Below are 23,004 nucleotides of genomic sequence, written 5' to 3'. Positions count from 1 at the left end.
GTTTATTCGTCTAAGTCTTTGTCGTACCAACCTCGGCTACAATCAACGGCACGTTTCCAACCTTTATATAAACGCTCGCGTTTAGCTTCATCACCATCAGGCGAGAAACAGCGATCTGGTGTATTGCTCTCGGCCAAGCTTTCCACGCTATCCCAGTAGCCTACCGCTAATCCGGCTAAATAAGCGGCGCCTAAGGCAGTAGATTCAATCAATGAAGGGCGAACCACTTCGGTGCCCAGTGCGTCGGCTTGAAACTGTAACAAGAAGTCGTTAGCGACAGCGCCACCGTCTACGCGCAATTGCTTAAGCGAAATGCCCGCGTCTGCTTGCATCGCTTCTAATAGGTCACGACTTTGATAGGCTATCGACTCAAGTGCTGCGCGAATAATATGATTACGGTTAGCGCCACGAGTTAAACCTACAATGGTGCCGCGCGCATAAGGGTCCCAATAAGGCGCGCCTAAACCCACAAAGGCTGGCACTAAATAAACGCCATTGGTGTCATCAACCTTAGAGGCAAAATATTGGGTATCAGAGGCATCGCGAATCAAGCCCATTTCGTCACGCAGCCATTGAATAGTTGCACCGCCCATAAAGACACTGCCTTCCAATGCATAATTAACTTTACCATCCAGGGAAAAGGCTATGGTGGTGAGCAAGCCATGGGTTGATTTAACCGGTTTTTCCCCGGTGTTCATTAGCAAAAAGCAGCCTGTGCCATAGGTATTTTTTGCCATGCCTTTGCGATAGCACTGCTGACCAAACAAGGCGGCTTGTTGGTCTCCGGCAATACCCGCAATAGGAATACGCGTTCCGCCCTTGCCGCCGATATTGGTTTGGCCATAAATTTCTGAGCAGGCCTTCACCTCTGGCAGCATCTGTTTGGGTACACCCAACATGTCTAATAACTTATCGTCCCACTCCAGGGTGTGGATATTAAACATCATGGTGCGCGAGGCATTGGTATAGTCAGTTACATGCACCCGCCCATTGGTAAGTTTCCAAACTAACCAGCTATCAACCGTGCCAAACAGTAAATCTCCAGCCTCGGCTTTTTCGCGCGCGCCCTCTACATTATCTAAAATCCACTTTAACTTAGAGCCAGAAAAGTAGGCATCTAAGATAAGTCCGGTAGTGTCTTGAATGTATTCTTCCCAGCCTTGTTCTTTAAGCTCTTCACACAACTTAGTGGTACGACGACACTGCCAAACAATGGCGTTATAAATAGGCTGGCCAGTATTTTTGTCCCAAACAATGGTGGTTTCGCGCTGATTGGTAATGCCAATAGCGGCAATTTGATCGCTACGAATACCGGTTTTTGCCAAAACCTCAGTGAGAGATGCACTTTGACTGGCCCATATTTCCATGGGGTTGTGCTCTACCCAACCTGATTTTGGGAAAAACTGGCTAAATTCACGTTGTACGCTGCCAACAATTTCAGAGTCTTGGTTAAAGATGATTGCTCTTGAGCTGGTTGTGCCCTGATCAAGGGCAACTATATATCGTGCGGTGTCCATTGATATTGCGGTTCCAAATTAGCATTTAGGCTTATTATGCTCGAAAACGAACATTTTAGAACATATTTTTAACCAAAGCGTGACAAAACTTTAATTTCATTCCAGCATTTTTCCGGAAAAGCTGCGATGCTGCCAGCGGTATCGCTTTGTTAATCGTGACAAAAACTGCTTTTTAAGTAGACTTATAGCTGCACAGTACAATTAATACCAATAAGAGAAACCCAGTTGTGAAGCAGACTCAACGCCATCAACAAATCTTGCAGGTGATAAAAACCCAAGGCTTTGTGGCTACCGAAGAATTAGTAGAATCACTAAACGTAAGCCCACAAACCATTCGCCGAGACCTTAATGTGTTGGCCGAGCAAAAGCTGATTCACCGGCATCATGGTGGTGCTTCACTGCTATCAAGCAGCGTAGTTAATGACTCTTACTCCAACCGTAAGATTAAGCAACATCTGGAAAAAGAAAGCATTGCTCAAAAAATTGCTGAGCAAATCCCCAATGGTGCCTCACTGTTTTTAGATATTGGTACTACCGCAGAAACCATTGCCAGAGCACTACTTGAGCATAGAGATCTACGTATCATCACTAACAATATTCACGTCGCCTCACTGCTAATGGTAAAAGACGATTTCAATGTGATTATGGCTGGCGGCGCCTTACGTAACAAAGACGGCGGCATAGTGGGTGAAGCCACTATCGATTTCATTAAGCAGTTTCGCTTAGATTACGGCGTAGTAACCGTAAGCGGCATTGATTTAGACGGCTCGCTGCTGGATTTTGACTACCATGAAGTGCGTGTAACTCAAGCCATTATTGCCAGTTCGCGCAATGTTATTCTTGCCGCAGACCATAGCAAGTTTGGCCGTAACGCCATGATTAACATTGGCAACATTGCGCAAATTGACCAGCTTTATACCGATCTGCCTGTACCACAAGATATTGGCGAAATCCTTAAGCGTGAAGATGTGCAGCTAACACTTTGCCCCACTCAACTAAGTAGTTAAGCCGCTAAGCGTTTACGCAGTAGCTCACCCAAAAAGCCCTTATAGCTGGTAGCTTGCTCGGGACAAAGTTGCTGCAATTGGCTTAACTCAGCTTGGCTGATCTCGCCGCCCTCGCCATGGGCCAATAAATAGTTATCAACCTGCATTTGGCTAAAGCGCTCAATAGATTGGCGATACAGGCTAGGATTAGAGATAGGAAACGGACAAATTAAACTGCCTTTCACCCGCAAGATGCAGTCTGCCACATATAAAGTTTTTGTAGCTGGGTGATAGAGCGATAAATCTCGGTCAGTATGACCAGGTGTAAAACACACCTGCCAATCTTCAAAGCCCGGTAAGCGCTGCCCATCTTTAAGTCGATGGGTAAAGGTAAGTTTCGGCGAATACCACAAATTGGCTTTAGCGCGCCGATGCCGCTTCGCAACATAATGCGCCAAGGCCAAATCTACTAAATGCTTACACCTTCCGGCGATGCCTTGATACCACTCGCCAGGGTGTTCGGCTCCTGCAATAGAAAGCTTAAAGCGGCGCTGCAAGTAACTGGCACCACCAGCATGGTCAGGGTGCATATGCGTCACCATCACCAATTTTAATTGGCTAAATGGTCTGGCTAACTCTTCACATATGTAGCGTCTAAGCATTGCAACATCGGCGCGACAGCAACCATCGAGTAACAGCAGCTTGGTGGGGTATTCAACCAAGAAAATATTCTGAATATAACCTTCCAACTGATGAATCTTCATACGCTACCGCAAACACTTGTTAACAAGATGTAACATTTTAGAGCAAATACTCCACACAGACAAATCCCTTGAGCCGGCACAAAAGCGCGTTTTGCACATTATTTTTACATCAACAATTGTTTTTTGATCACAAAATGCTCTATTATGCTCGATAACGAAAACAAACGAAACCCAATAAAGGATCGCTCAGCATGGAACAAAGCAACGACCCGCATAACTACGACCTAATCGTTATAGGTGGTGGCATTAATGGAGTAGGCATAGCCGCAGATGCAGCTGGTCGCGGCCAGCGTGTAGCCTTGTTTGAGCAAAATGATTTAGCCAGTGCCACATCTTCAGCCAGCTCCAAGTTAATCCATGGTGGCTTACGCTATCTTGAGCATTACGAGTTTCGTTTGGTGAGCGAAGCGCTTAAAGAGCGTGAAGTTCTGCTTAACATGGCCCCACATTTAGTAGAGCCAATGCGTTTTCGTTTGCCACATCGCCCGCACCTACGACCTTGGATATTGATCCGAATGGGATTGTTTCTATACGACAACCTTGCTAAACGCGGCACGCTACCCGGCTGTAAGGGCTTGAGCTTCAGCGATAATAGCGTTCTTAAAAGTGATATTAGTAAAGGTTTCGAGTATTCAGATTGTTGGGTAGACGATGCACGACTAGTGATTAGCAACGCGCTGCTGGCTGCCAAACACGGTGCGCTTATCGCCCCGCGCCAAAAAGTCACCTCCGCCAAACGCCAAGACCAACATTGGCTGGTTGAGGTTTTAGACACAGTGAGCGGAGAGCAACAACAGTATCGCTGCAATACCTTGGTGAATGCCGCTGGGCCTTGGGTGCAGCAATTCATCGAAGAGAATATGCAACAAACGCCGCCTCGCACTATTCGCTTAGTAAAAGGCAGCCATATTGTGGTACCTAAAATTCATGACCAGCCACAATCTTACATTTTACAAAACACCGACAAGCGGATTGTGTTTGTGATCCCTTATCAGCAGCAATACTCTTTAATTGGCACCACCGACGTAGAGTACCAAGGCAACCCTTCAGACGTGGCGATCTCCGATGAGGAAGTCAATTACTTGTGTGATGTAGTCAACCAGCACTTTACTCAGCAAATCGCGCCCAGCGATGTGATTCACAGCTTTTCTGGAGTACGGCCACTTTGCCAAGATGAGTCAAATGATCCCTCGGCAGTGACCCGTGACTATACCTTAGAGCTGAGTGATGAAGCCGAGGGGGCGCCTTTGTTATCGGTATTTGGAGGCAAGTTAACCACTTACCGCAAACTGGCCGAAGCAGCTTTAGAAATGCTTGCGCCACGCATAAACAACTTAGGTGCGGCATGGACTAAAGCCTCGTTCTTACCGGGTGGTGCAATTGGCGGCAATTTGGCTGCATTTATTGAGCAGCAACAAGCAAACAGCGACTTGCCAAAAGAACTAGTCACTCGCTGGTGCATGCAGTACGGCAGCCAAGCAGAGCAGTTATTACATGATGCTAAGCAAAAGGGTTTAGGCGAATTGTTTGGCGGCAATTTGTATCGGCTAGAAATCGACTATTTATATGAGCAGGAATGGGCTCGCGAAAAAGACGATGTATTGTGGCGCCGCACTAAACAAGGCTTAGCCTTTAGTAAAGAGCAGCAACAACAACTGCAGGACTACCTGCAAAAAAAGCAGAATGTGGTAGCGCAGCTTAAGCCACAACAAAACACTGCCCAAGCGAGTTAGTCCAAGTAATACGCAAGCCTGAAAGCAACAATCTCAGGCTTGCTAGCTACTGCCAGCGCACCGGGAAAACCCTAACTTACGCTTCTTAGCACTTCGTCAATGTTACATTGGTTATTTTGATAAACCGCTTCTGCCAAGGCTAAAGCCTCTTGTTTGCCACTTTCTTTTTCTACCGCATGCAAGCCCATAGACGCCTCACCCAATCCGTAGCCTAATACCGACAAAAACCCGATAGACTCGCGACTAATTTGCTCGCTTGGCATATTGGCGACAATTTGCGCTAGGGCTTGACGCTCATCCTTATCATTAAGATATGCATGTGCGGCTAAGCAACGCGCACTGCTATTGGCAAACTCAGCTGCTGCTAGCTTTTGCTCATCACTTAATTGTTCCGCAGAGGCAGGTAAAGCCAGTACCAAGCTAGTTGTTGCAGCCGTAATCAAAGTAAGCGCTTTTTTCATTGTTAATACCCTATTGGTTTCAAAATTAAATAGTCGAGTAAAGCCGGCTAAGTAAGGCCTTAGCCTTAATGAGGGCATTGTTGCATAGCCGCAGGCCTAAATTAGCTAGCGCCGATGGATTAGACTGTTGCAGAAATTGGGACAAAGGCGACCTAACAAGTCATTTATTGGGTATTTACTAGTCCAATAAGGCCAATCAACAAGCGAATTAAGAAAACACTTACAAAAAACACCAATATTTACCTAATCACCACACAAGACAGACCTTTCGACCTTTCAATAAACCCGCAGCACGGTTAGACTTCATCCACTTTGGTATAGATATGCTGACCGAGAGTCATGGAACAAACATTTTTACCCCTAAGTCGCCCAGCGATTGAACAACAAGAAATCGACGCAGTGGTTGAGGTACTTAAATCCGGTTGGATTACTACCGGACCTAAAAACGCTGAGTTAGAAGACGCCATTAAAGCCTATACCGGTGCCGAGCATGCGGTAGCGCTAAGTAGTGCCACCGCAGGTTTGCACCTCACTCTGGTGGCTTTAGGCATTGGCCCTGGCGATGAAGTTATTACTCCATCTATGACCTGGGTATCTACCGTTAACCTAATCACCTTAATGGGCGCTAAACCAGTTTTTGTGGATGTTGACGCCGATACGCTAATGACCAGTGCAGAGCGCATTGAAGCGCTAATTAGCGACAAAACCAAACTTATCATCCCAGTGCATTACGCCGGAGCCCCCCTCGATCTAGACGCAATTTACGCCGTGGCGGAACAATACAATATTCCCGTGGTCGAAGATGCGGCGCATGCCATTGGCTGTGAGTATAAGGGCCGGCCAATTGGCCAAACTGGCCACTGTATCTTCTCCTTACATGCAATAAAAAATGTAACCACAGCCGAAGGCGGTATATTTACCACTAACGACGCCAACTTGGCCGAGCGGATTCGTCGTCTTAAGTTTCATGGTTTAGGGGTTGATGCCTTTGATCGCGAAACCCAAGGTCGAGCGCCACAAGCCGAAGTAATTGAGCCGGGTTACAAATACAACATGCCCGATATTTGTGCTGTACTAGGCTTAGGTCAAATGCAGCGCTTAGAGAGCATTACTCGCCAGCGCCAAGACTTAGTGGCGCATTATCGAGAATTACTCAGCGACGTAGCGGGCATTACGCCGATGAGCGTGCCCAGCTACACTCACAAGCATTGCTGGCATTTAATGATAGTAAGGGTGGAGCCGAGCATTTGTGGTTTTGACCGTGACCAACTGATTGGCATGTTAAAACAACAGGGCATTGGCGCAGGCATTCACTTTAAGGCCTGCCATAGTCAAAAGTACTATCGAGAAAACTATGCAACACGGTTTGGCGACATTAACCCAGACTTAAGCAACACCGAATTTAACAGTCAGCGCATTTGCTCATTACCGCTGTTCCCAGGTATGCAACTCAGCGATGTTGAGCGTGTAGTTACTGCAATCAAACAAAATATTGGATCTTCTCATGAGGCATAAGCAAGAAATTAATTTTGTATCCATAGTGATACCGGTTTATAACGAAGCTGACAGCTTACAAGAGCTGATTCAACGTACCTGTGCAGCCGCAGATACCATGGGTAAAGACTATGAGCTACTGCTGGTCGATGATGGCAGTAAAGACAATAGTGCAGACCAAATTGAAGCTGCCTCTGCCGAAGAAGGCAGCCATGTAGTAGGCATTATTCTTAACCGCAACTATGGCCAACACAACGCCATTATGGCGGGTTTTGAGCATGTACGTGGTGACTTAATTGTGACCCTAGATGCCGATTTACAAAACCCACCAGAAGAAATTCCCAACTTGGTAACAAAAGCAGAAGAAGGCTACGACTCTGTAGGCACCGTGCGTAAAAACCGCCAAGACAGCCGCTTACGCCGTTACCCTTCAATGCTTATCAACAAGATTGTTAAGCGCTCTACTGGCGTAGAAATGAATGACTATGGCTGCATGTTACGCGCCTATCGCCGCCACGTGGTTGATGCCATGTTGCAATGTCACGAACGCAGTACCTTTATTCCCATTTTAGCCAACGGCTTTGCTCGTCATACCGTTGAAATTGATGTTGAGCATAGCGAGCGCCAGCAAGGCGAATCGAAATACAACATTATGGGTTTAATTAACTTAATGTTTGATTTGCTCACCAGCATGACCACCGCACCACTAAGAATGCTAAGCATTATGGGCGGCGCTATTGCAGCCTTAGGTGGTTTGTTTGGTTTGGTACTACTGTTTATGCGCTTAATCTACGGCGCAGAATGGGGCGTAGACGGGGTATTCCCGCTATTTGCTCTATTATTTATTTTTATTGGCGCGCAATTTGTTGGCCTAGGTTTACTGGGCGAATACATCGGCCGAATATACTCCGATGTAAGGGCGCGGCCGCGCTACTACGTACAAGATGTACTGGTAGGCGAAGCCACTAAAAAAGCCCGCAACAACGATGCAAAAGCCGTTAGCAACAACAACTAATTTACCTCTTACTGTTAAGGAATAAGCCATGAAAGCAGTGGTGTTTGCCTATCACAACATTGGTTGTGCCGGTATTAAAAGTCTTCTCGATGCAGGCGTAGAAATCGCCGCCGTATTTACCCATTTAGACGATGGCAATGAAAATGTATTTTTTGAATCCGTAGCCAAACTTGCGGCGCGTAACGGTATTCCGGTATTTGCTCCAGAGGACGTTAATCACCCTCTTTGGATAGAAAAAATCAAGGCAATGCAGCCTGATGTATTTTTCTCTTTCTACTACCGCTCAATGATCAGCCAAGCGGTATTGGATATCGCGCCTAAAGGCGGTTTTAACTTACATGGTTCTTTGTTACCACGTTATCGTGGCCGTGCTCCGGTTAACTGGGCATTGGTAAATGGCGAAACCGAAACCGGCGTTACTTTGCATGCCATGACAGCTAAAGCCGATGCGGGCGATATTGTGGCCCAAGAAAAGCTTAGCATTGCCAACGACGATACCGCAGCTACTTTGCATAGCCGTTTAACTGAGCTAAGCAGCCAGTTGCTTGCCAAAGCGCTACCGCAACTTATTGCAGGTAACCACAGCTTAATCGCTCAAGACGAAAGCCAAGCCACCGTATTTGGCCGCCGCACCCCAGCAGACGGTGAAATTAAATGGTCTGACAACGCGCAAAGCATTTTCAACCTGTGCCGCGCGGTTACCGAACCCTTCCCTGGTGCCTTTACCTTTTTAGGCGAACGCAAAGTTATTTTTTGGAGCACCAGCGCTAGCGAGCAAGAATTTGATGCCACGCCAGGCACCATTGTTGCCACCTCGCCATTAACCATTGCCTGTACGCAAGGGTCTTTAGTGGTGAACGCAGGTCAAACCGAAAATGGTTTATACCTGAATGGCGAGCAGTTAGCCTCTGAAATGCACCTAGTAGCAGGCATGCGTTTTGGCCCACAAGCCAGTGCGATTATTGCAGCGAAACGCCGTCAAAAGGTATTGATTCTAGGCGCTAACGGCTTTATTGGTAACCACTTAACCAAGCGTTTATTAGACGACGGTAAGTACGAAATCTACGCCATGGACATGAGTGCTAATCAAATTGAACAGCACCTAGAGCATCCAGACTTCCATTTTGTTGAAGGTGATATCACCATTCACAGCGAATGGATCGAATACCACATTAAAAAATGTGACATCGTATTGCCCTTGGTCGCGATTGCCACCCCTATCGAATACACCCGTAACCCACTTCGCGTATTTGAATTAGACTTCGAAGAGAACTTAAAAATTGTTCGCGAATGTGTGAAGTACAACAAGCGCATCATCTTCCCGTCTACCTCTGAAGTGTACGGCATGTGTACTGATGATGAGTTTAACGAAGACAGCTCGCCACTAATCACTGGCCCAATAAACCGCCAGCGTTGGATTTACTCAACCTCAAAACAACTTCTAGACCGAGTGATTTGGGCCTACGGCAAAAAAGATAACCTTAAGTTTACCTTGTTCCGTCCATTCAACTGGATGGGCCCGCGTTTAGATAGCTTAAACTCAGCACGTGTAGGTTCTAGCCGAGCTATTACCCAACTCATTTTAAACTTGGTAGAAGGCACTCCAATTAAGCTCATTGATGGCGGCGAGCAAAAACGTTGTTTCACCGATATCTCCGAAGCGATTGAAGCCTTGTTCCGCATTATTGAGAACAAAGACGGCTTGTGTGATGGTCAAATCATTAACATCGGTTCACCAGACAACGAGGCCAGCATTAAGCAAATGGCTGAGACCTTGGTTGAGAAGTTTGATGCTCACCCACTGCGCGAGAAATTCCCTCCGTTTGCTGGCTACCACTTAGTAGAGAGCAAAACCTTCTACGGGGATGGCTACCAAGACGTACAGCATCGTCGCCCAAGTATTCGTAATGCCAAGCGTTTACTTGATTGGGAACCAAGCATTATGATGGAAGACACTATCGAGGAAACCCTCGACTTCTTCTTAAAAACAGCTGTTGATGAGTAATAATGAGTTCGAAAGACCCAATTAAAGTTGGCTTACGCATTGATGTAGATACCTTTCGTGGCACGCGCTTAGGCGTGCCCAAGTTATTGGATATCTTTCAACGCCACAACATCACGTCGTCGTTCTTTTTCACCGTTGGACCCGACAACATGGGGCGCCATATTTGGCGCCTTTTGCGTCCGGCCTTTTTGAAAAAGATGTTACGTTCCAAAGCCGCCAGCCTATACGGTTGGGACATTATTTTTCGCGGTACATTTTGGCCGGGTCCCGTCATCGGTAAAAAGCTCGCTTCGGTGATCAAAGATACCGACCGAGCTGGCCACGAAATTGGTCTGCACGCTTGGGATCACCACAAATGGCAAATGAAAACCGACAGCATGAGCCAAAGCGAGTTGGCGAGCGAAATTCGCAAAGGTTATCAGATGCTTGCAGACATAACCGGCAAAGATGTGCAATGTAGCGCAGTGGCGGGTTGGCGTTGTACCGAAACCACTTTAGATGAAAAAGAAGCCTTTCCCTTTCGTTACAACAGCGACTGCCGTGGTGAGTCAATTTTTGTTCCCAAGCCAGGGATGGCTCCACAAATTCCGGTCACCTTGCCCACCTATGACGAGCTAATTGGTCAAGAGGGTGTAGACGAAACTAACTATAACCAAGCGATTCTTGATCGCATTAAAGCCGATGCCTTAAATGTTTACACCATTCATGCAGAGGTTGAAGGCATTGTTTGCGCAGAGATGTTTGAGCAGCTAATTATTAGCGCCAAGCAACAAGGCATTGAGTTTGTACCTTTGTGTGACCTGCTGGATCAAGACTATGTCTCTTGGCCACAAGACAGCATATTAAATATAGAAATGGATGGGCGCGAAGGCTGGTTAAGCCATCAAGCCTCACTTGTTCGCCCTCACACCAGTTAAATCAGGAAGTACTAGTAACATGCGCCACTTACGAATTAACCTAGCGACTTGGGTGCCAATCTTTTTTATCATTTTGTACCTATTACCTTTAGGTTTACGTGACCTTTGGTCTCCCGATGAATTGCGTTACGCTGAAATATCTCGGGAAATGGTGGCAAGTGGTGACTGGGTAGTACCACGCTTTAACGACCTGCGTTATTTCGAAAAGCCAGTCATGGGTTACTGGGTGAATGCAGTATCGCAACTAGTATTTGGCGAAACTAACTTTGCTGTACGTGCTGCCTCTGCCTTTAGCGCATTAGGGGCGGCTTTTTGCATCTTCTTGTTGCTAGCACGCTTTGCCTCTCGCCCAGTTGCTTGGCTAAGTTCTGGCATTTATTTAAGCATGTTTATGGTATCGGGAGTCGGTACCTACAGCGTATTAGACAGCATGCTTAACTTGTGGCTAACCGCCAGCTTCACTGCCTTTTATTTCGCTATTCGCAGCGAAGAGATGCGGCAACGCGCTAAGTATTACGGTTTAGCCGGTTTTTATTGTGGCTGTGCGGTGCTCACCAAAGGCTTTTTAGCCTTAGCACTACCGGTATTGGTAGTAGTTCCCTACATGTTTTGGGACAAACAATTTAAAACCATCCTCAAATGGGGTTGGTGGGTAATGCTGCTAGCCGTGTTAGTTTGTCTACCTTGGGGTTTAGCTATTCATGCCGCCGAGCCTGACTACTGGCATTACTTCTTTTGGATTGAGCATATTCAGCGCTTTGCTGCCGATAACGCCCAACACTCTGCGCCAATCTGGTATTACCTGCCTTTCTTAGCGGCCGGTGTATTACCTTGGTTATTTTGGTCCCCTAGCGCCCTAAGCCACTTGAAAGGCCAAATGCACTCTCCACTGTTACGTTACGCCTTATTGTGGGCTATTTTGCCGCTGTTATTCTTCTCCATGGCTAAAGGCAAACTCGCTACTTATATCCTGCCAATAATGGCGCCAATCGCCATTTTGTTTGCCTTTGGTATTCAGCAAGCGTTCGCTAAATCCTGTAAAGGCTTAACATGGGGCAGCTGGCTAAATGCAATACTGTTTGCTTTGCTAGCAGTAACCACCTTAGTACTTCATTTCACTGGCAAACTGCCACTAGACACCGACGAAGCTTATCGTCCTTGGTTGTTATTTAGCATCTTTGCTTTTTGGTCGGCCATGGCCTTTGCGGCACTCAAGGCCACCAGTTTAAACGGCAAAGTCGCCAGCTACATGTTAATGCCGCTGGGCTTGTTCATGCTAGCTTGGGCAACTTTCCCAAATGTAAGCATCTACTCTAAAATGCCGGCTAAGTTTATGCAGCAAATCGCTCATTTGGTTGAACCCAATACGGTACTGGTTGCGGACTATCCCGATACCATGTCGGCCTTTAACTGGTATTTTAAACGTGAAGACGTCTATTTAGTTGGTCAAAAGGGTGAAGTTCGCTACGGCTTAGAATATCCCGACGCACAACACCGTTTTATCGAGCACAAACAGTTGGCGCAATTTATTGAGCAGCAACGCCAACATGCACCGGTGATGATTTATTATCGCGATAAACCAGATATGGACGGTGCCTTGCCAGAGACCACTCAGCGCATCGATAAAGGCCGCTATACCATTCTGTATTATCAGGCTAGCGCTAACTAAGCATGCTTGACCTAATGCTGATTGTTGCTTCGATAAGCTGTAGCTCGCTAAGCCAATATTGGCAAAAGCGCGCAGCTTTGCTGTTTGCTGCTCAGCCAGATTTAAGCACCCTAGAGAAAATACTGTCTAAGCCGCTAATTTTGGGCATTATTTTCTTAGGCTTAGGCGCCATTTTTTGGCTTGGCGTATTAAGCCAATGGGATGTATCGGTGGCTTACCCGCTGCTTAGCTGCAATTTTGTCATCATGCTGCTTATCTCCAAATTTGCTTTTAACGAAAGCGTTTCACCGCGCCAATGGTGCGGTGTTGGCTTAATCGTTCTGGGTGTAGCCTTTCTCGGGGGGATAAACCAATTTCTATAAAAGCCGACCGCAAAAGCGTCATGCTTGCCTTGTTTAGCGTGGCCTTTATCTCGCTCGCCCAACTCACCATGAAATGGGGAATGAGCCAACTAAGCCTTCACTACCTTAGCCTTAGCGAGCTGTGGAACATGCAGCAATATAGCGCCTTACTAACGGACTATATGCCCTATTACCTTAGCGTAATGACTGGTCTAAGCTTTTATGCCTTATCCATGCTGTGTTGGGTAATGGCATTAAAACACCTGCCGCTTTCGCTTGCTTACCCCATGCTTAGCTTAAGCTATGTTATTGTGTATGTGGCAGCAATAAGTTTACCGTGGATTGGTGAAGCCTTTAGCTGGCCAAAAGCCTTAGGTATCGTATTGATATTGGCAGGAATTTACCTGGTATTTCCGAGTAAAAAGGCCAAGCAAAGTTAAGCGTGCTGTTTCTTACGCCTTTATGTAAAAGGGGTGAAGCCAGCGCTGTTAAATATGTGAATACTCAAGTATTGTTGGACAAATACGATAAGTTATTAATAAGTCGCATGGAGTTTGCGCCAATATGAAACGCTTTTTCGACCTGCTTGCCATTGTATTATTGCTATTGCTGGCAACTTCGGTCTTTTTCTTATTCTCCTTTCACCCTGATCGCTATAAGAGCGATTTTTTACATTGGTTCAATAAACAAAGCGACTGGCAACTTAACTACAAAAATACCCAATGGTCACTCAGCAAGCCTCTCGGCTTAGAGATCTTTGATCTAGAAATCGCTAAATCTGGCCAAGCAGCGATGCTCACGAAACAAGCCAAGCTAGACTTGGCTCTAATGCCCTTACTACAAGGTGAAATTCAGATAGATAGCCTGCTGCTAGAGCAACCGCAACTAGCACTTACTCAAGAACTGTTTAGCCAAACATCAGAAACCAATGCACAAGCAGAAGCCACCAAGATTGGCTGGTTAAACACCGTTCAAATCAATCAGCTCTTGCTCAAAGGCGGCGACTTACTATGGCAGGATCAGCAACAATCTTATCAACTAGAGCGCTTTGAATTAGCCATAGAAGATTGGCAGATTGATCTAAACGAGCCAGCGCCAAGCCAGTGGCAGTTTACCTTACACAGCTCTGCGCAACGCCTCACCACCCCATGGCAAGAAATAATGCTGCCACAGCTAAGCCTTGCCTATGGCCAGCAGCAATTAGTGATAGAGCACATCGGTGCCGACCTATTACAAGGGTCGATTTATGCCTCTGCTGAACTGAGCAATAAGCAACTGACAATACGGGAGCTAGCCTTAAACAACTTTAGGTTAGAGCACTTTGCTGCGGAAACGAGTGCGCAAGAAAATGAGGCTATAGACCCACCTACTAAGCCGCAAGACTGGTTAAGTAGCTTGCCAGAGCTAGCTTGGTTAGACAGTATTCAAATTGATAACCTATTGCTAAATCAACTTAGCCTAGCCAGTCAGTTCCAAGGCCACAATGTGGTGTTAAACAAGCTAACTGCGGAACTAGAAAATCTCGCTAGCCCTTGGCCTATCCAAACCGAACAGCTGCGTGGCGAATATGCCTTTATTGCCGATGAATTAGGTATTGACCACATTCAGTTCAGCGACCTTACCGCTAGCGGACAAATTAACGATGCCTTGTTTACCGTAGATGCCTTACGCAGCCAGTTGTTTAAAGGGCAGTTGGGTTTATCACTAAGTTATCAATGGCAACAGCAAGCGCTTACCCTTCATCAGCTCTTGCTTAGCAACAACGAGATTCCGATCCAACCTAGTTGGCTACCAGCAACAGATAGTGAAAAAACAAATCAAGCAGAAGCTAGTGCCAGCGAAGCCAAAACTGCAGCCCCATTAAAACAACTGCATATTGAGCAGCTAGAACTACAACAAGTGAAACTGCTGTCTTACGCTGATCAGTTGCCCTTTTCAGCTACCGGCTTAAATGTAGAGCTACGCCAACTACAAGTGATTCAAGATGGTCAGTGGCAAAGCATCGACCAAATTTGGCAACCGCAAAGCCAAGTATTTGTGGAGGCCCCCGAGCTTGCTTACCGCGGTATGCTGCTTAGCCACGTTAGCTTCGATTTAGGTGCAGACCAAAATATTGGCTATTTCAATTTGTATGGAGAGCTGCCTTTAGGCCAATTTGAGTTCCAAGGCCAAGCCTTGTTGGATCAGGAGCATAAGCCTTGGCAAGCTGAGCTTTCCGGCCTACTGCTAGATATTAGTCCGTTGGCGCGCTTAGCCAATAATCGCCAATTTAGCTTGGTGGGAGATCTAGAACTAGCGGGAAAGCTGCGAGGAAAACTTAGCGACTTTGGAGCGAACATTGATGGCTCAATAGATCTTCACAGCCAATTAATCCAACTGCCCGGCGCCGATTTAGAAGTAACTCTTGACCAAATCATTGAAAGCCCGCGACAGTATTATGAAAAGCCAAACCCGCTAATAGCTAGTGGCTGGCCGATCTTTTGGCAAGATCCACAAAGCCTACCCAAAGGCATAACCCAGTTTACTAACCTCTCCTTACGTGCCGAACTGGAACAGGGAAAATTAAGTTTGGCACCTCAGCAATTACCAGGTATCCGCTATCAGCTGACGTTGGCTGGTGAAGTAGACTTAGCTGAGCAACGCTATAACCAACTAAAATTAGTCATAGCAGACCAACCCTGTTGGCGTTTGGTTCACACCATTGACGGAGCATGGTCTACGCCGGAGGTAAGTTTTGACCATTACCTTTCGCCACGCCGCTATTCGGTGAGTCAGCAAGACTTCACCAAAGCGCCAAGCCGCCCGCAATGTCGCTACCCCTTAACCGAAGAAAGCTTACAATAAGTCCGATTCACTCGCTTAGCTTTGCCAAAGCTAATGAATTAGCGTGTTCGATAAAGCAGTCTCGCAGTGGGTTTTGGCTACTGTCTTTGCGCCAAACAAAGTTAAAGCTTCTATGCATATCTACATAAGGCGTATTTTGGAGCAATCAGTTCGCCCGCTTTTCTCTCTTGCTCCGCGCTACGGTTACCATTCACTCGCTTAGCCTTGCCAAAGCTAATGAATTAGCGTGTTCGATAAAGCAGTCTCGCAGTGGGTTTTGGCTGCTGTCTTTGCGCCAAACAAAGTTAAAGCTTCTGCGCATATCTAAATCCGGTGTATTTAGGGCAATCAGTTCGCCCGCTTTTATCGCTTGCTCCACACTGCGCAAGGGTAGACAGCTGAGGTAGGCACCGTCGGCAACCAGCGCCATTAAACTGGGGACATGGCTATACTCTCGCCATACTTTGAGTTTGGTAATTTTGCCATGAATAGCACCATTAAATATGTCTCTGGTACCCGAGCCTGTTTCGCGTAGCACCCAACGCGCTCGGCTTAACCTAGGGAGATTTACTTGCTCTAGCTCAGCTAAGGGGTGCTGCTTACCCGCCACCACTACTAGCTGATCTTCACACCATACTTGCTGGGTAATTCGGCTATCTGAACAATGCCCTTCAATAATGCCAAGTTGCAGGCGGTAGTCGAGTAAACCAGCTATCACCGCTTCGGTATTACTGATTTGCGGGCTAATTGCTAAATCAGGATAGCTTTTATCTAAACCGGCAATGATTTGAGCTAGAAAATACTCAGCGATGGTTTGACTAGCACCAACACTCAGCTCACCGCTAATCACTTGTTGGCCGGCAAAGCCTTGCATAATGTGCTGGCTTTCCATCAGTACCCGCTTGGCTCGCGGGCGTAGCCAGTGCCCCCAGTGATTGAGGCGAAGACGCTTGCCTTGTCGCTCAAACAGCTTTTGACCTAAGCCGGTCTCTAGCTGGTTTAAAGCCATGCTGGCAGCAGATTGGGTCATTGCGAGTTGTTGAGCGGCAACACTCACACTGTGGGTTTCGGCTATAGATACAAACACCGATAACTGCTTGAGACTAAAGCGATAAAGATGTTGCATATAAGTTTTCCTGATTGTGCGAGCCAAGTATATTTACATACTAAATATACTTGGATTCACACACAAGGATCGCAGTAGGGTGTAACTAAACGCTTAGCTGTCTAGCTCAACCTGAGGTTTGGGTAGGATGACATAGAAACCTTTAAACTCCGCGGCCACTTCTTTGTTATGACAGACTTGAACAGTCACGGTCATTTTGCACTTTTTACCCTCGATGAGCGGTAGTAAACTGCCTTTCATTTGGCTCTTCTTCACTTTGGCCAGAGCATCTTGGTCAATCGCTTTGCGATGCTTAATCTCCCCTTTTGCCAACACAATGTCACCCGCAAAACCGTGTTCTTCTAGCATCAGCCAAATCATTCCCCAACCAGACAGCACCGCTTGACTGTAGATACTGCCAGCAAACATGGTGGAATGAGGATTGCCGTTTCCGGCAATCGGCAACTTGGTAGTGAGCTCGTTACCGGTGTATTGATGTAAACGCACACCCATTTTTTCGCTTAAAGGGATTTGTTGGTTAAACATCTGCTGTAGCTGAGTACAAAGTTTAGGTTGTCTTACAAAGCGGTGCTCTGGCGACAACTCTTTAACCATTTGCTGGACTTTAATTTTTACTTTATCGAAAGTTGGGTTACCGGCAGGTTCAAAACCGCAGCTAGTAAAAAAGGCTTGAGCATCACCACGCGCATTAACAACAATGCGCTCTACGCCTTCGTCGTGAGCGGCTTCTTCTAGAGCCATCATCAATAAAGTGCCTAAACCTAGTTTGCGCTGCTCGGGGCAGACAGCAACATGACGAATGAGCGCTTCTTTGTTGTCACTTAAGAATAAACGTCCAACCGCTAAAGGCTCTCCTTGGCGATCGCGAATCATGCGATGAATGCTATGGTCATCATAGGCATCTCGTTCACTGCCAAGCGGCAGCTGCAAAGGCTTGTTCAATACTTCCCAGCGAAATCGATAATACTTATCCATTTCACCCGATGCATCCGGACAAATTACCTTAAACATGGCGGTTCCCTTCTTGCTTTGCTAGCAGACCTGCTGAAGCTTTCCAGTGTCTTACTATGACACTTGTCATTAACAATAATTCACTCAGCATAGCCTACATTTATTTTGTAGCTGCTTTGCCAACGTTACATATTGCACTTAATTGCAACAATAAACCAACACTTAACATGGTAGTTAGCATGTCCATCACACTGTGATAGTTCAATAGCCACATCAGGCATAAATAAGCGAGGTAAGCTAACCAAGAAACCACGCGTTGTTTTGGCAGCACTTTATGAATAGCCAGCTGCAAACTAAAGGCTATGGCGGTATGGGTGCTGTAATCTAAGCCAAAGCTTGGCCACCATTGCCAGTGGTTATCAGCAAACATCAACGAATAACTAATTAGAATACTCAGCAATAACCAGCCGCTAACTTGCTTAAATAGCTGCCGAGTTTCGCTATTTCTAAACAGTCGCCAACCCACCCAGAGCAGCGCAAAAGCTTGCAGCGGTGTGTAAAGGTCAGCCAATAAGGCTAATAGTTGGTTTAACAAATAAAAATACTCCTAAGGCATCCAGCAAGCCGACAATCTTATACCAATCACACTAAGTAAGGGATCAGAAATATCGCAGGAAAAATACTCGAGAATAAGGCAGGATTTTTCGATAAGTAGTTATTCTACAATCAAAAATTCTAACGCAGTTATCGAGTATTTTAACCAGATAGAATGAACAGTTACTTAGTACGATTGGTATTACTATTGCCCAGCATTTACATATAGAATGCTTATTCAACAAAACGATATTAAAGTAGGTTGCTGCTCAATGTTCAAAAAAAGCGTAGTGTTCTTAGCCGTGCTAATAGTTAGCGCAGTTGGTGGACAATTTTTTAGCCAGTACCAATATCAACGCCAAGTAGAACAGTTAAGCACTAAGCTCAATGAGCAACACGCTTGGACTTATCAACAAAGCCTAATAAGTAAAAACTGGTTCACTCGCCAAGAGCAATGGCAAATAGAGGGAAACTTTGCAGATCTCGGCTTAGAGCCACAAGCGTTCACCATCATGTTGCAGCACAAAATAAACTTTTGGCCATTATGGCTTAGTGGTGAATGGCAGGTGGATGAGCAACAAGGTGACTACCAGCAATGGCTGCAAAATTTTCAACTCAACAGTATTCCTCACCTTGGACAATGGCAGGCCAATCTAGTTACCCAAAACTTAACACAGTCCTTGAGTATCGACAGCTTCGAGCACAGCTACCCACAAGTAGACCTGCGCTTTAAGCCTTTAATCGTGACCTCAAGCAGCGACTTAGATTTTGCTAAAGGCACAGCAAGCCTAAGCTGGCAGGGTATGGACTTAGATGACAGCACACAAAACGGCGACCATATTCGTCTACAGCAATTGAGCGCAACTGAGCAGTTTAGTCAGCGCCAAGGCTGGACACTGGTAGAAAGCGCAAATTGGTCAATTGAGCAATTAAGCCTACAACTAGAACAAGGTCACACCCTGTTAGATATACAAAACTTGGTGGTGAGCAATCAGTTCAGCGAACAGCAACAGCGAGCATTTATCAGCGTAGACAGCTCCTTAGAACAATTTGACTTTAAAGAAGCGCAACAAAGATTTACCTTGAACGAGCTAATTCTTACCTCCAATATCGGCGGCGTTCCTATGCAAAGTTTGATAGCGCTAGCAGGAGTTAATCAACAGCAACGCTCAGAGCAAGATTTAGATACCTTAGTGCAGGAGCTGGTTTCAGAAGGCTTAGAGTGGCAGCTAGAACAATTAGACTTAAAGATTAATTCAAACTTTCAGGACCTTGCCATGGTGGGAGATATAAAGCTCTCAGGCAACGCAAAACTTTTGCCTTTTGAGCTGAGTGCCGTAAACAGCCCACTGCAGCTACTGCGCTATTTAGACCTAAATGTAGAGCTGGACGCTAACGATAGTTTGTTTAACTACAGCCCCTTATCGGCTTACATTATGGCGCTGCGCAACGCAGGTTATCTGATTCATCAAGATGGTCGCGACCAAAGTAAACTCATATTTAACGACAGCGAATTCACTATGAATAGCCTACCAGTGAACTAAGGCAGACTTAAACCAGCAAACACAGGTAAGTCTACTATCGGCTTGTTTTACACCCCGTTGTGAACGCTCAGCCAAAAAAAACGGCGCACGAGGCGCCGTATAAACAGGGATTAGAAAAAACACACTTGTGTACTGCACTACTGTTGCTGCTGTTTCTTCAACTGCTCCATAAAATGGGATTGCGCTTTTGAAGATCCGGCACGCTCTGCCTCCTCAACTAGGTTTAAGGCCCTAGAGAGGTCATTCTTTTCTACCGCTTTGCTAATCTGCTCAAGATAGAAGTTCTCAGTATCACTGAGCATTTCTTCATCTTTAGCTTGGCTAACCACTACAGCTGTTGTAGCTGCTGTAGCTGCCGCGGCAGTGCTCGCTGACTCAGCCTTAACTGGCGCTGGCTCAACGGGCGTTACATTCTGTTGGCTTGTGCTTGCAGGTGTTGTAACAAAAGACGAACTAAACAACACATCACTGAAGCGAATATCTAAGTTACCAATAGGCGAGTGCTTAGAGTAATACTTGAAGGTAGCGGGTAAACCACCGCCGGTTTTTTCTTCATAAGTTGTTTTAGGGTCAATCAATTCGGTTCTTCCAGCAAACTCGGTTGCTTTGCTGTATACCAATAGGTAACGCGCTCGCTTAGCTTGCTCTGGCAGCAGTTCCTGTTTCATGCTGAGAAAACCTTCAGCATTTAAGGTGCTATCTTCAACTCTAAGCACTTCTTTTAGTCTTTCATCATAGAAAACAACTGTAGGTACAAATACGGTTCTGCCAACAATGCTATCTAAGTAAAAAGTAAACTGGGTAATGTTTTCAGGAATTAACAAAGCAGCCGTATAAGAGTTTCCTTCAGGAAAACGCACTACTGGCGACTTTTCGGTAACATCTATTCGATTTGTTCTATCTAGAGCTAATAACTGGTATTGCAGTTGAGAAGGAAGTAATGGCGAAACATTATTTGACTGCAGATTGGCAGCTATTTTAGCTTCATCTACATATTGAGTGTTCCAGGTGCGAAACGGGTCTGTGACTTCAAAAGGCTTCTCATCGCTAGAGCTTGAACAGCCGCTAGCTAATATACAGCCCACAATAACCGTTAATACTTTTTTCAAATTTCCACCTCTTAATGGTGGGCGCTAAACGCTTAGCGCCCACTCCTTGGTTGAGTACCTAATAAACTGTACTCAGCTTAGCTCGGCTTACCACCAAGCTTCAACCATGGCACCAATTTTTGTTACATCTTCTTTATCTTTTCCTTCGGTATCTACTTCACCCGTTACTGCGTAGAAACGAACTACCGGACGAGACCACATGAAGTGACCCACTTGGAAGTTTTGTGACAAGGTCACTTTCCAAGCGTCACTGCTAACACCATCTCTTTCCGAAGACTGGTAGCCAGCTTCAATGGCAGTGGCCATGAACTCATTCCAATGGTGCTGAGGACGAACCGCAACGCTGTACTCGTTGTTTTCTTTAAACGCGTTGTTGGCAGGTAGGTCATTCAAACAGCTTTGACGGCCGTCTTCACACTCAATACGTAACCAGTTAGCGTTATACTCCATAGCGGTCATTTCACCAAAGCTAACTGCACCATCCAAGAACACACCGAAGCTATCAGCGTTTACGTCACGAACGTTAGACCAGTTATGCCCAGCCGCATTAGAAAAAGTTAACGCTGCTGCATCGGTTTCATAACGTGCGGCTAACTGAAACCATCCGTTTCCTAAGCCCTGACGGTATGCGGCAAAGAACTGATGGGCAGTATCGTTATCATATGCATCTTTTTCTCCTGCTAAGGCGAAAGAGTAGTTATAGCGGAACTTTAAAGAAGCGTTATCAGTGATTTTAATATCGTGAAGATGCAACATTAAGCTATTAATTGTGCCGTTATCAACACTTGGAGAAAGTGCACCGTCACCCGCTTGAGTCCAACCTAAGTCAAATTTAGCAAAACCCCAGTCTAGGTTGTCAACACCTGCACCTGTACCGTCAGCACTCATCATGTAGTAATCACTTAGACCACCTTGCTCACGACCGTAGAAGCGTTTACCCGCCCATACGTATGCATCTGGTTGAGAAGCAAAGATACCTTTACCGCCGCCATAGAACTGAGCCAGACCAATGGTATCGCCCCAAGTTGGCGAGTAACCTGGGGTGTTAATCATAACGTTCATGTCAAACTTAGCGTCACCATTCTCAAAGTCTTGAGAAAGCATCCACTCCATCCAGTTAGTTTCATTACCTAGACGACCTACACCGTTGATAACAGCAAAATCCCCTTGAATAACTGAGATTGGGTCATTAGATGCTTCAAAAGCATAACGACCGTAACCAGAAAAATTAGGGGTACCAGCGAATGAGCTAAGAGAGGTTGCCGCTGACGCGACTGCAATTGCAATTGTAAGCGCTTTCATTTTCATTTTGTTCAACTCCGTGTGAATCTTGAAATTTTATTGGAAGCTTTTTTTATATATGGCCAACTAGCCATGGTTTAGCAGTATAGAACTCAAAATAAGATAAATAAGTGACCTCCATCACTAATGAAAACGCTTGCAAATAGTGGCGATCACAAAATATACAATTTTCATACATTCAGTTTCATGAAATATACTCAAAACACCCTCCATTTCAAGAAAGCACTTACATGTATAACCATATGTATTTAATGAAAAAAATAACACCTCAACAAAGTTATGACAGAGCCATGAAACAAATGATGTTTTTTCACATCAAGAAGTTCAGTGTAAAAAACAAACTATGTGAAGCGCATCAAACAATTTTTTATAAGAGATCATTTATACATTTTTGAACGCTGCCATTAGCGTTAACAAGTTACTTTAACTGTGAATTTTGGAGCATACCTTTATTATTGATAGTGTTTTAAGTTGATGTTCTATGTGAAAAAGCATGTAACAAATGTGAACGCTCCACCTTAATTCCTTCAAGCTCCCATCGGTAAGCTGATATGTCTTGAATAGAATGAACTAAGTAAAGACTCAACTAACGTTTTCTTGGCTAAAGCAATACTTCAGCTCTATTAAGAATACACTTTCAGAACCTCATCCCC

General features: G+C 45.6%; 19 protein-coding genes. 11 read left to right on the top strand and 8 right to left on the bottom strand.

The annotated features are described in order from the left end of the window. Positions 1–2 precede the first annotated feature (2 nt). On the bottom strand, positions 3–1,517 hold the full coding sequence (gene glpK, locus G6R11_RS15085; RefSeq protein ID WP_163133906.1) for a glycerol kinase GlpK: 1,515 nt from the start codon (positions 1,515–1,517) through the stop codon (positions 3–5). Positions 1,518–1,744: 227 nt separating this feature from the next. Between glpK and G6R11_RS15080 the strand changes: the two genes are divergently transcribed. Then, positions 1,745–2,524, top strand: a complete 780-nt coding sequence (locus tag G6R11_RS15080) for a DeoR/GlpR family transcriptional regulator (RefSeq protein ID WP_163133905.1) — start codon at positions 1,745–1,747, stop codon at positions 2,522–2,524. Here G6R11_RS15080 and G6R11_RS15075 read toward each other — a convergent pair. Continuing rightward, positions 2,521–3,267 carry an MBL fold metallo-hydrolase gene (locus G6R11_RS15075; RefSeq protein WP_163133904.1) on the bottom strand — a complete coding sequence of 249 codons (747 nt, stop codon included), beginning with the start codon at positions 3,265–3,267 and terminating at the stop codon, positions 2,521–2,523. The genes G6R11_RS15080 and G6R11_RS15075 overlap by 4 nt on opposite strands. Before the next feature lie 191 nt (positions 3,268–3,458). Here G6R11_RS15075 and glpD point away from each other — a divergent pair, with 191 nt between their 5' ends. Beyond that, positions 3,459–5,000 (top strand): glycerol-3-phosphate dehydrogenase, encoded by a 1,542-nt coding sequence (glpD, locus tag G6R11_RS15070; RefSeq protein WP_163133903.1) that lies wholly within the window; start codon positions 3,459–3,461, stop codon positions 4,998–5,000. Between the two features lie 71 nt (positions 5,001–5,071). Here glpD and G6R11_RS15065 read toward each other — a convergent pair whose 3' ends face one another. Next, positions 5,072–5,461 carry a hypothetical protein gene (locus G6R11_RS15065; protein ID WP_163133902.1) on the bottom strand — a complete coding sequence of 130 codons (390 nt, stop codon included), beginning with the start codon at positions 5,459–5,461 and terminating at the stop codon, positions 5,072–5,074. Positions 5,462–5,800: 339 nt separating this feature from the next. Between G6R11_RS15065 and arnB the strand changes: the two genes are divergently transcribed. The 8 genes from arnB to G6R11_RS15025 all read left to right on the top strand — a co-directional run bounded on the left by arnB (position 5,801) and on the right by G6R11_RS15025 (position 15,746). Then, the gene (gene arnB, locus G6R11_RS15060) at positions 5,801–6,976 is read left to right on the top strand and encodes a UDP-4-amino-4-deoxy-L-arabinose aminotransferase (protein WP_163133901.1); all 1,176 of its coding nucleotides are present in this window, start codon (positions 5,801–5,803) and stop codon (positions 6,974–6,976) included. Beyond that, a complete protein-coding gene (gene arnC, locus G6R11_RS15055) occupies positions 6,966–7,970 on the top strand; it encodes an undecaprenyl-phosphate 4-deoxy-4-formamido-L-arabinose transferase (RefSeq protein WP_163133900.1) in 1,005 nt (334 codons plus the stop codon). The genes arnB and arnC overlap by 11 nt, the downstream gene beginning before the upstream one ends. Positions 7,971–7,998: 28 nt before the next feature. Beyond that, on the top strand, positions 7,999–9,975 hold the full coding sequence (gene arnA, locus G6R11_RS15050; protein ID WP_163133899.1) for a bifunctional UDP-4-amino-4-deoxy-L-arabinose formyltransferase/UDP-glucuronic acid oxidase ArnA: 1,977 nt from the start codon (positions 7,999–8,001) through the stop codon (positions 9,973–9,975). Between the two features lie 2 nt (positions 9,976–9,977). Next, a complete protein-coding gene (gene arnD / locus G6R11_RS15045) occupies positions 9,978–10,892 on the top strand; it encodes a 4-deoxy-4-formamido-L-arabinose-phosphoundecaprenol deformylase (RefSeq protein WP_163133898.1) in 915 nt (304 codons plus the stop codon). Positions 10,893–10,911: 19 nt separating this feature from the next. Next, positions 10,912–12,561: a lipid IV(A) 4-amino-4-deoxy-L-arabinosyltransferase gene (gene arnT / locus G6R11_RS15040; RefSeq protein WP_163133897.1), complete on the top strand. Its 1,650-nt coding sequence runs from the start codon at positions 10,912–10,914 to the stop codon at positions 12,559–12,561. A gap of 14 nt (positions 12,562–12,575) precedes the next feature. Continuing rightward, positions 12,576–12,923, top strand: a complete 348-nt coding sequence (locus G6R11_RS15035) for an EamA family transporter (RefSeq protein WP_240352484.1) — start codon at positions 12,576–12,578, stop codon at positions 12,921–12,923. Between the two features lie 20 nt (positions 12,924–12,943). Continuing rightward, the gene (gene arnF, locus G6R11_RS15030) at positions 12,944–13,342 is read left to right on the top strand and encodes a 4-amino-4-deoxy-L-arabinose-phosphoundecaprenol flippase subunit ArnF (RefSeq protein ID WP_240352483.1); all 399 of its coding nucleotides are present in this window, start codon (positions 12,944–12,946) and stop codon (positions 13,340–13,342) included. A 124-nt stretch (positions 13,343–13,466) separates the two neighbouring features. Then, a complete protein-coding gene (locus G6R11_RS15025; protein ID WP_163133895.1) occupies positions 13,467–15,746 on the top strand; it encodes an AsmA-like C-terminal region-containing protein in 2,280 nt (759 codons plus the stop codon). A gap of 190 nt (positions 15,747–15,936) precedes the next feature. Here G6R11_RS15025 and G6R11_RS15020 read toward each other — a convergent pair whose 3' ends face one another. The 3 genes from G6R11_RS15020 to G6R11_RS15010 form a co-directional block, all read right to left on the bottom strand. Then, positions 15,937–16,851 carry a LysR substrate-binding domain-containing protein gene (locus tag G6R11_RS15020; RefSeq protein ID WP_163133894.1) on the bottom strand — a complete coding sequence of 305 codons (915 nt, stop codon included), beginning with the start codon at positions 16,849–16,851 and terminating at the stop codon, positions 15,937–15,939. Between the two features lie 93 nt (positions 16,852–16,944). Next, positions 16,945–17,862, bottom strand: coding sequence for a bifunctional GNAT family N-acetyltransferase/hotdog fold thioesterase (locus G6R11_RS15015; protein ID WP_163133893.1), 918 nt, complete (start codon positions 17,860–17,862; stop codon positions 16,945–16,947). A gap of 100 nt (positions 17,863–17,962) precedes the next feature. Continuing rightward, positions 17,963–18,397, bottom strand: a complete 435-nt coding sequence (locus G6R11_RS15010; protein WP_163133892.1) for a hypothetical protein — start codon at positions 18,395–18,397, stop codon at positions 17,963–17,965. A 271-nt stretch (positions 18,398–18,668) separates the two neighbouring features. On the opposite strand from G6R11_RS15010, the gene G6R11_RS15005 reads away from it, so the two are divergent. Beyond that, positions 18,669–19,940, top strand: a complete 1,272-nt coding sequence (locus tag G6R11_RS15005) for a YdgA family protein (RefSeq protein ID WP_163133891.1) — start codon at positions 18,669–18,671, stop codon at positions 19,938–19,940. Between the two features lie 137 nt (positions 19,941–20,077). On the opposite strand, the gene G6R11_RS15000 is transcribed toward G6R11_RS15005, so the two are convergent. Continuing rightward, on the bottom strand, positions 20,078–21,049 hold the full coding sequence (locus G6R11_RS15000) for a MalM family protein (protein ID WP_163133890.1): 972 nt from the start codon (positions 21,047–21,049) through the stop codon (positions 20,078–20,080). An 87-nt stretch (positions 21,050–21,136) separates the two neighbouring features. Further along, entirely contained in the window at positions 21,137–22,357 is a 1,221-nt protein-coding gene (locus G6R11_RS14995) for a carbohydrate porin (protein ID WP_163133889.1), read from the bottom strand. Between the last annotated feature and the right edge of the window lie 647 nt (positions 22,358–23,004).

It is taken from the genome of Agarivorans sp. Alg241-V36, assembly GCF_900537085.1.
Taxonomy (GTDB): domain Bacteria; phylum Pseudomonadota; class Gammaproteobacteria; order Enterobacterales; family Celerinatantimonadaceae; genus Agarivorans.
This window is presented reverse-complemented; position numbering and strand designations above follow the sequence as displayed.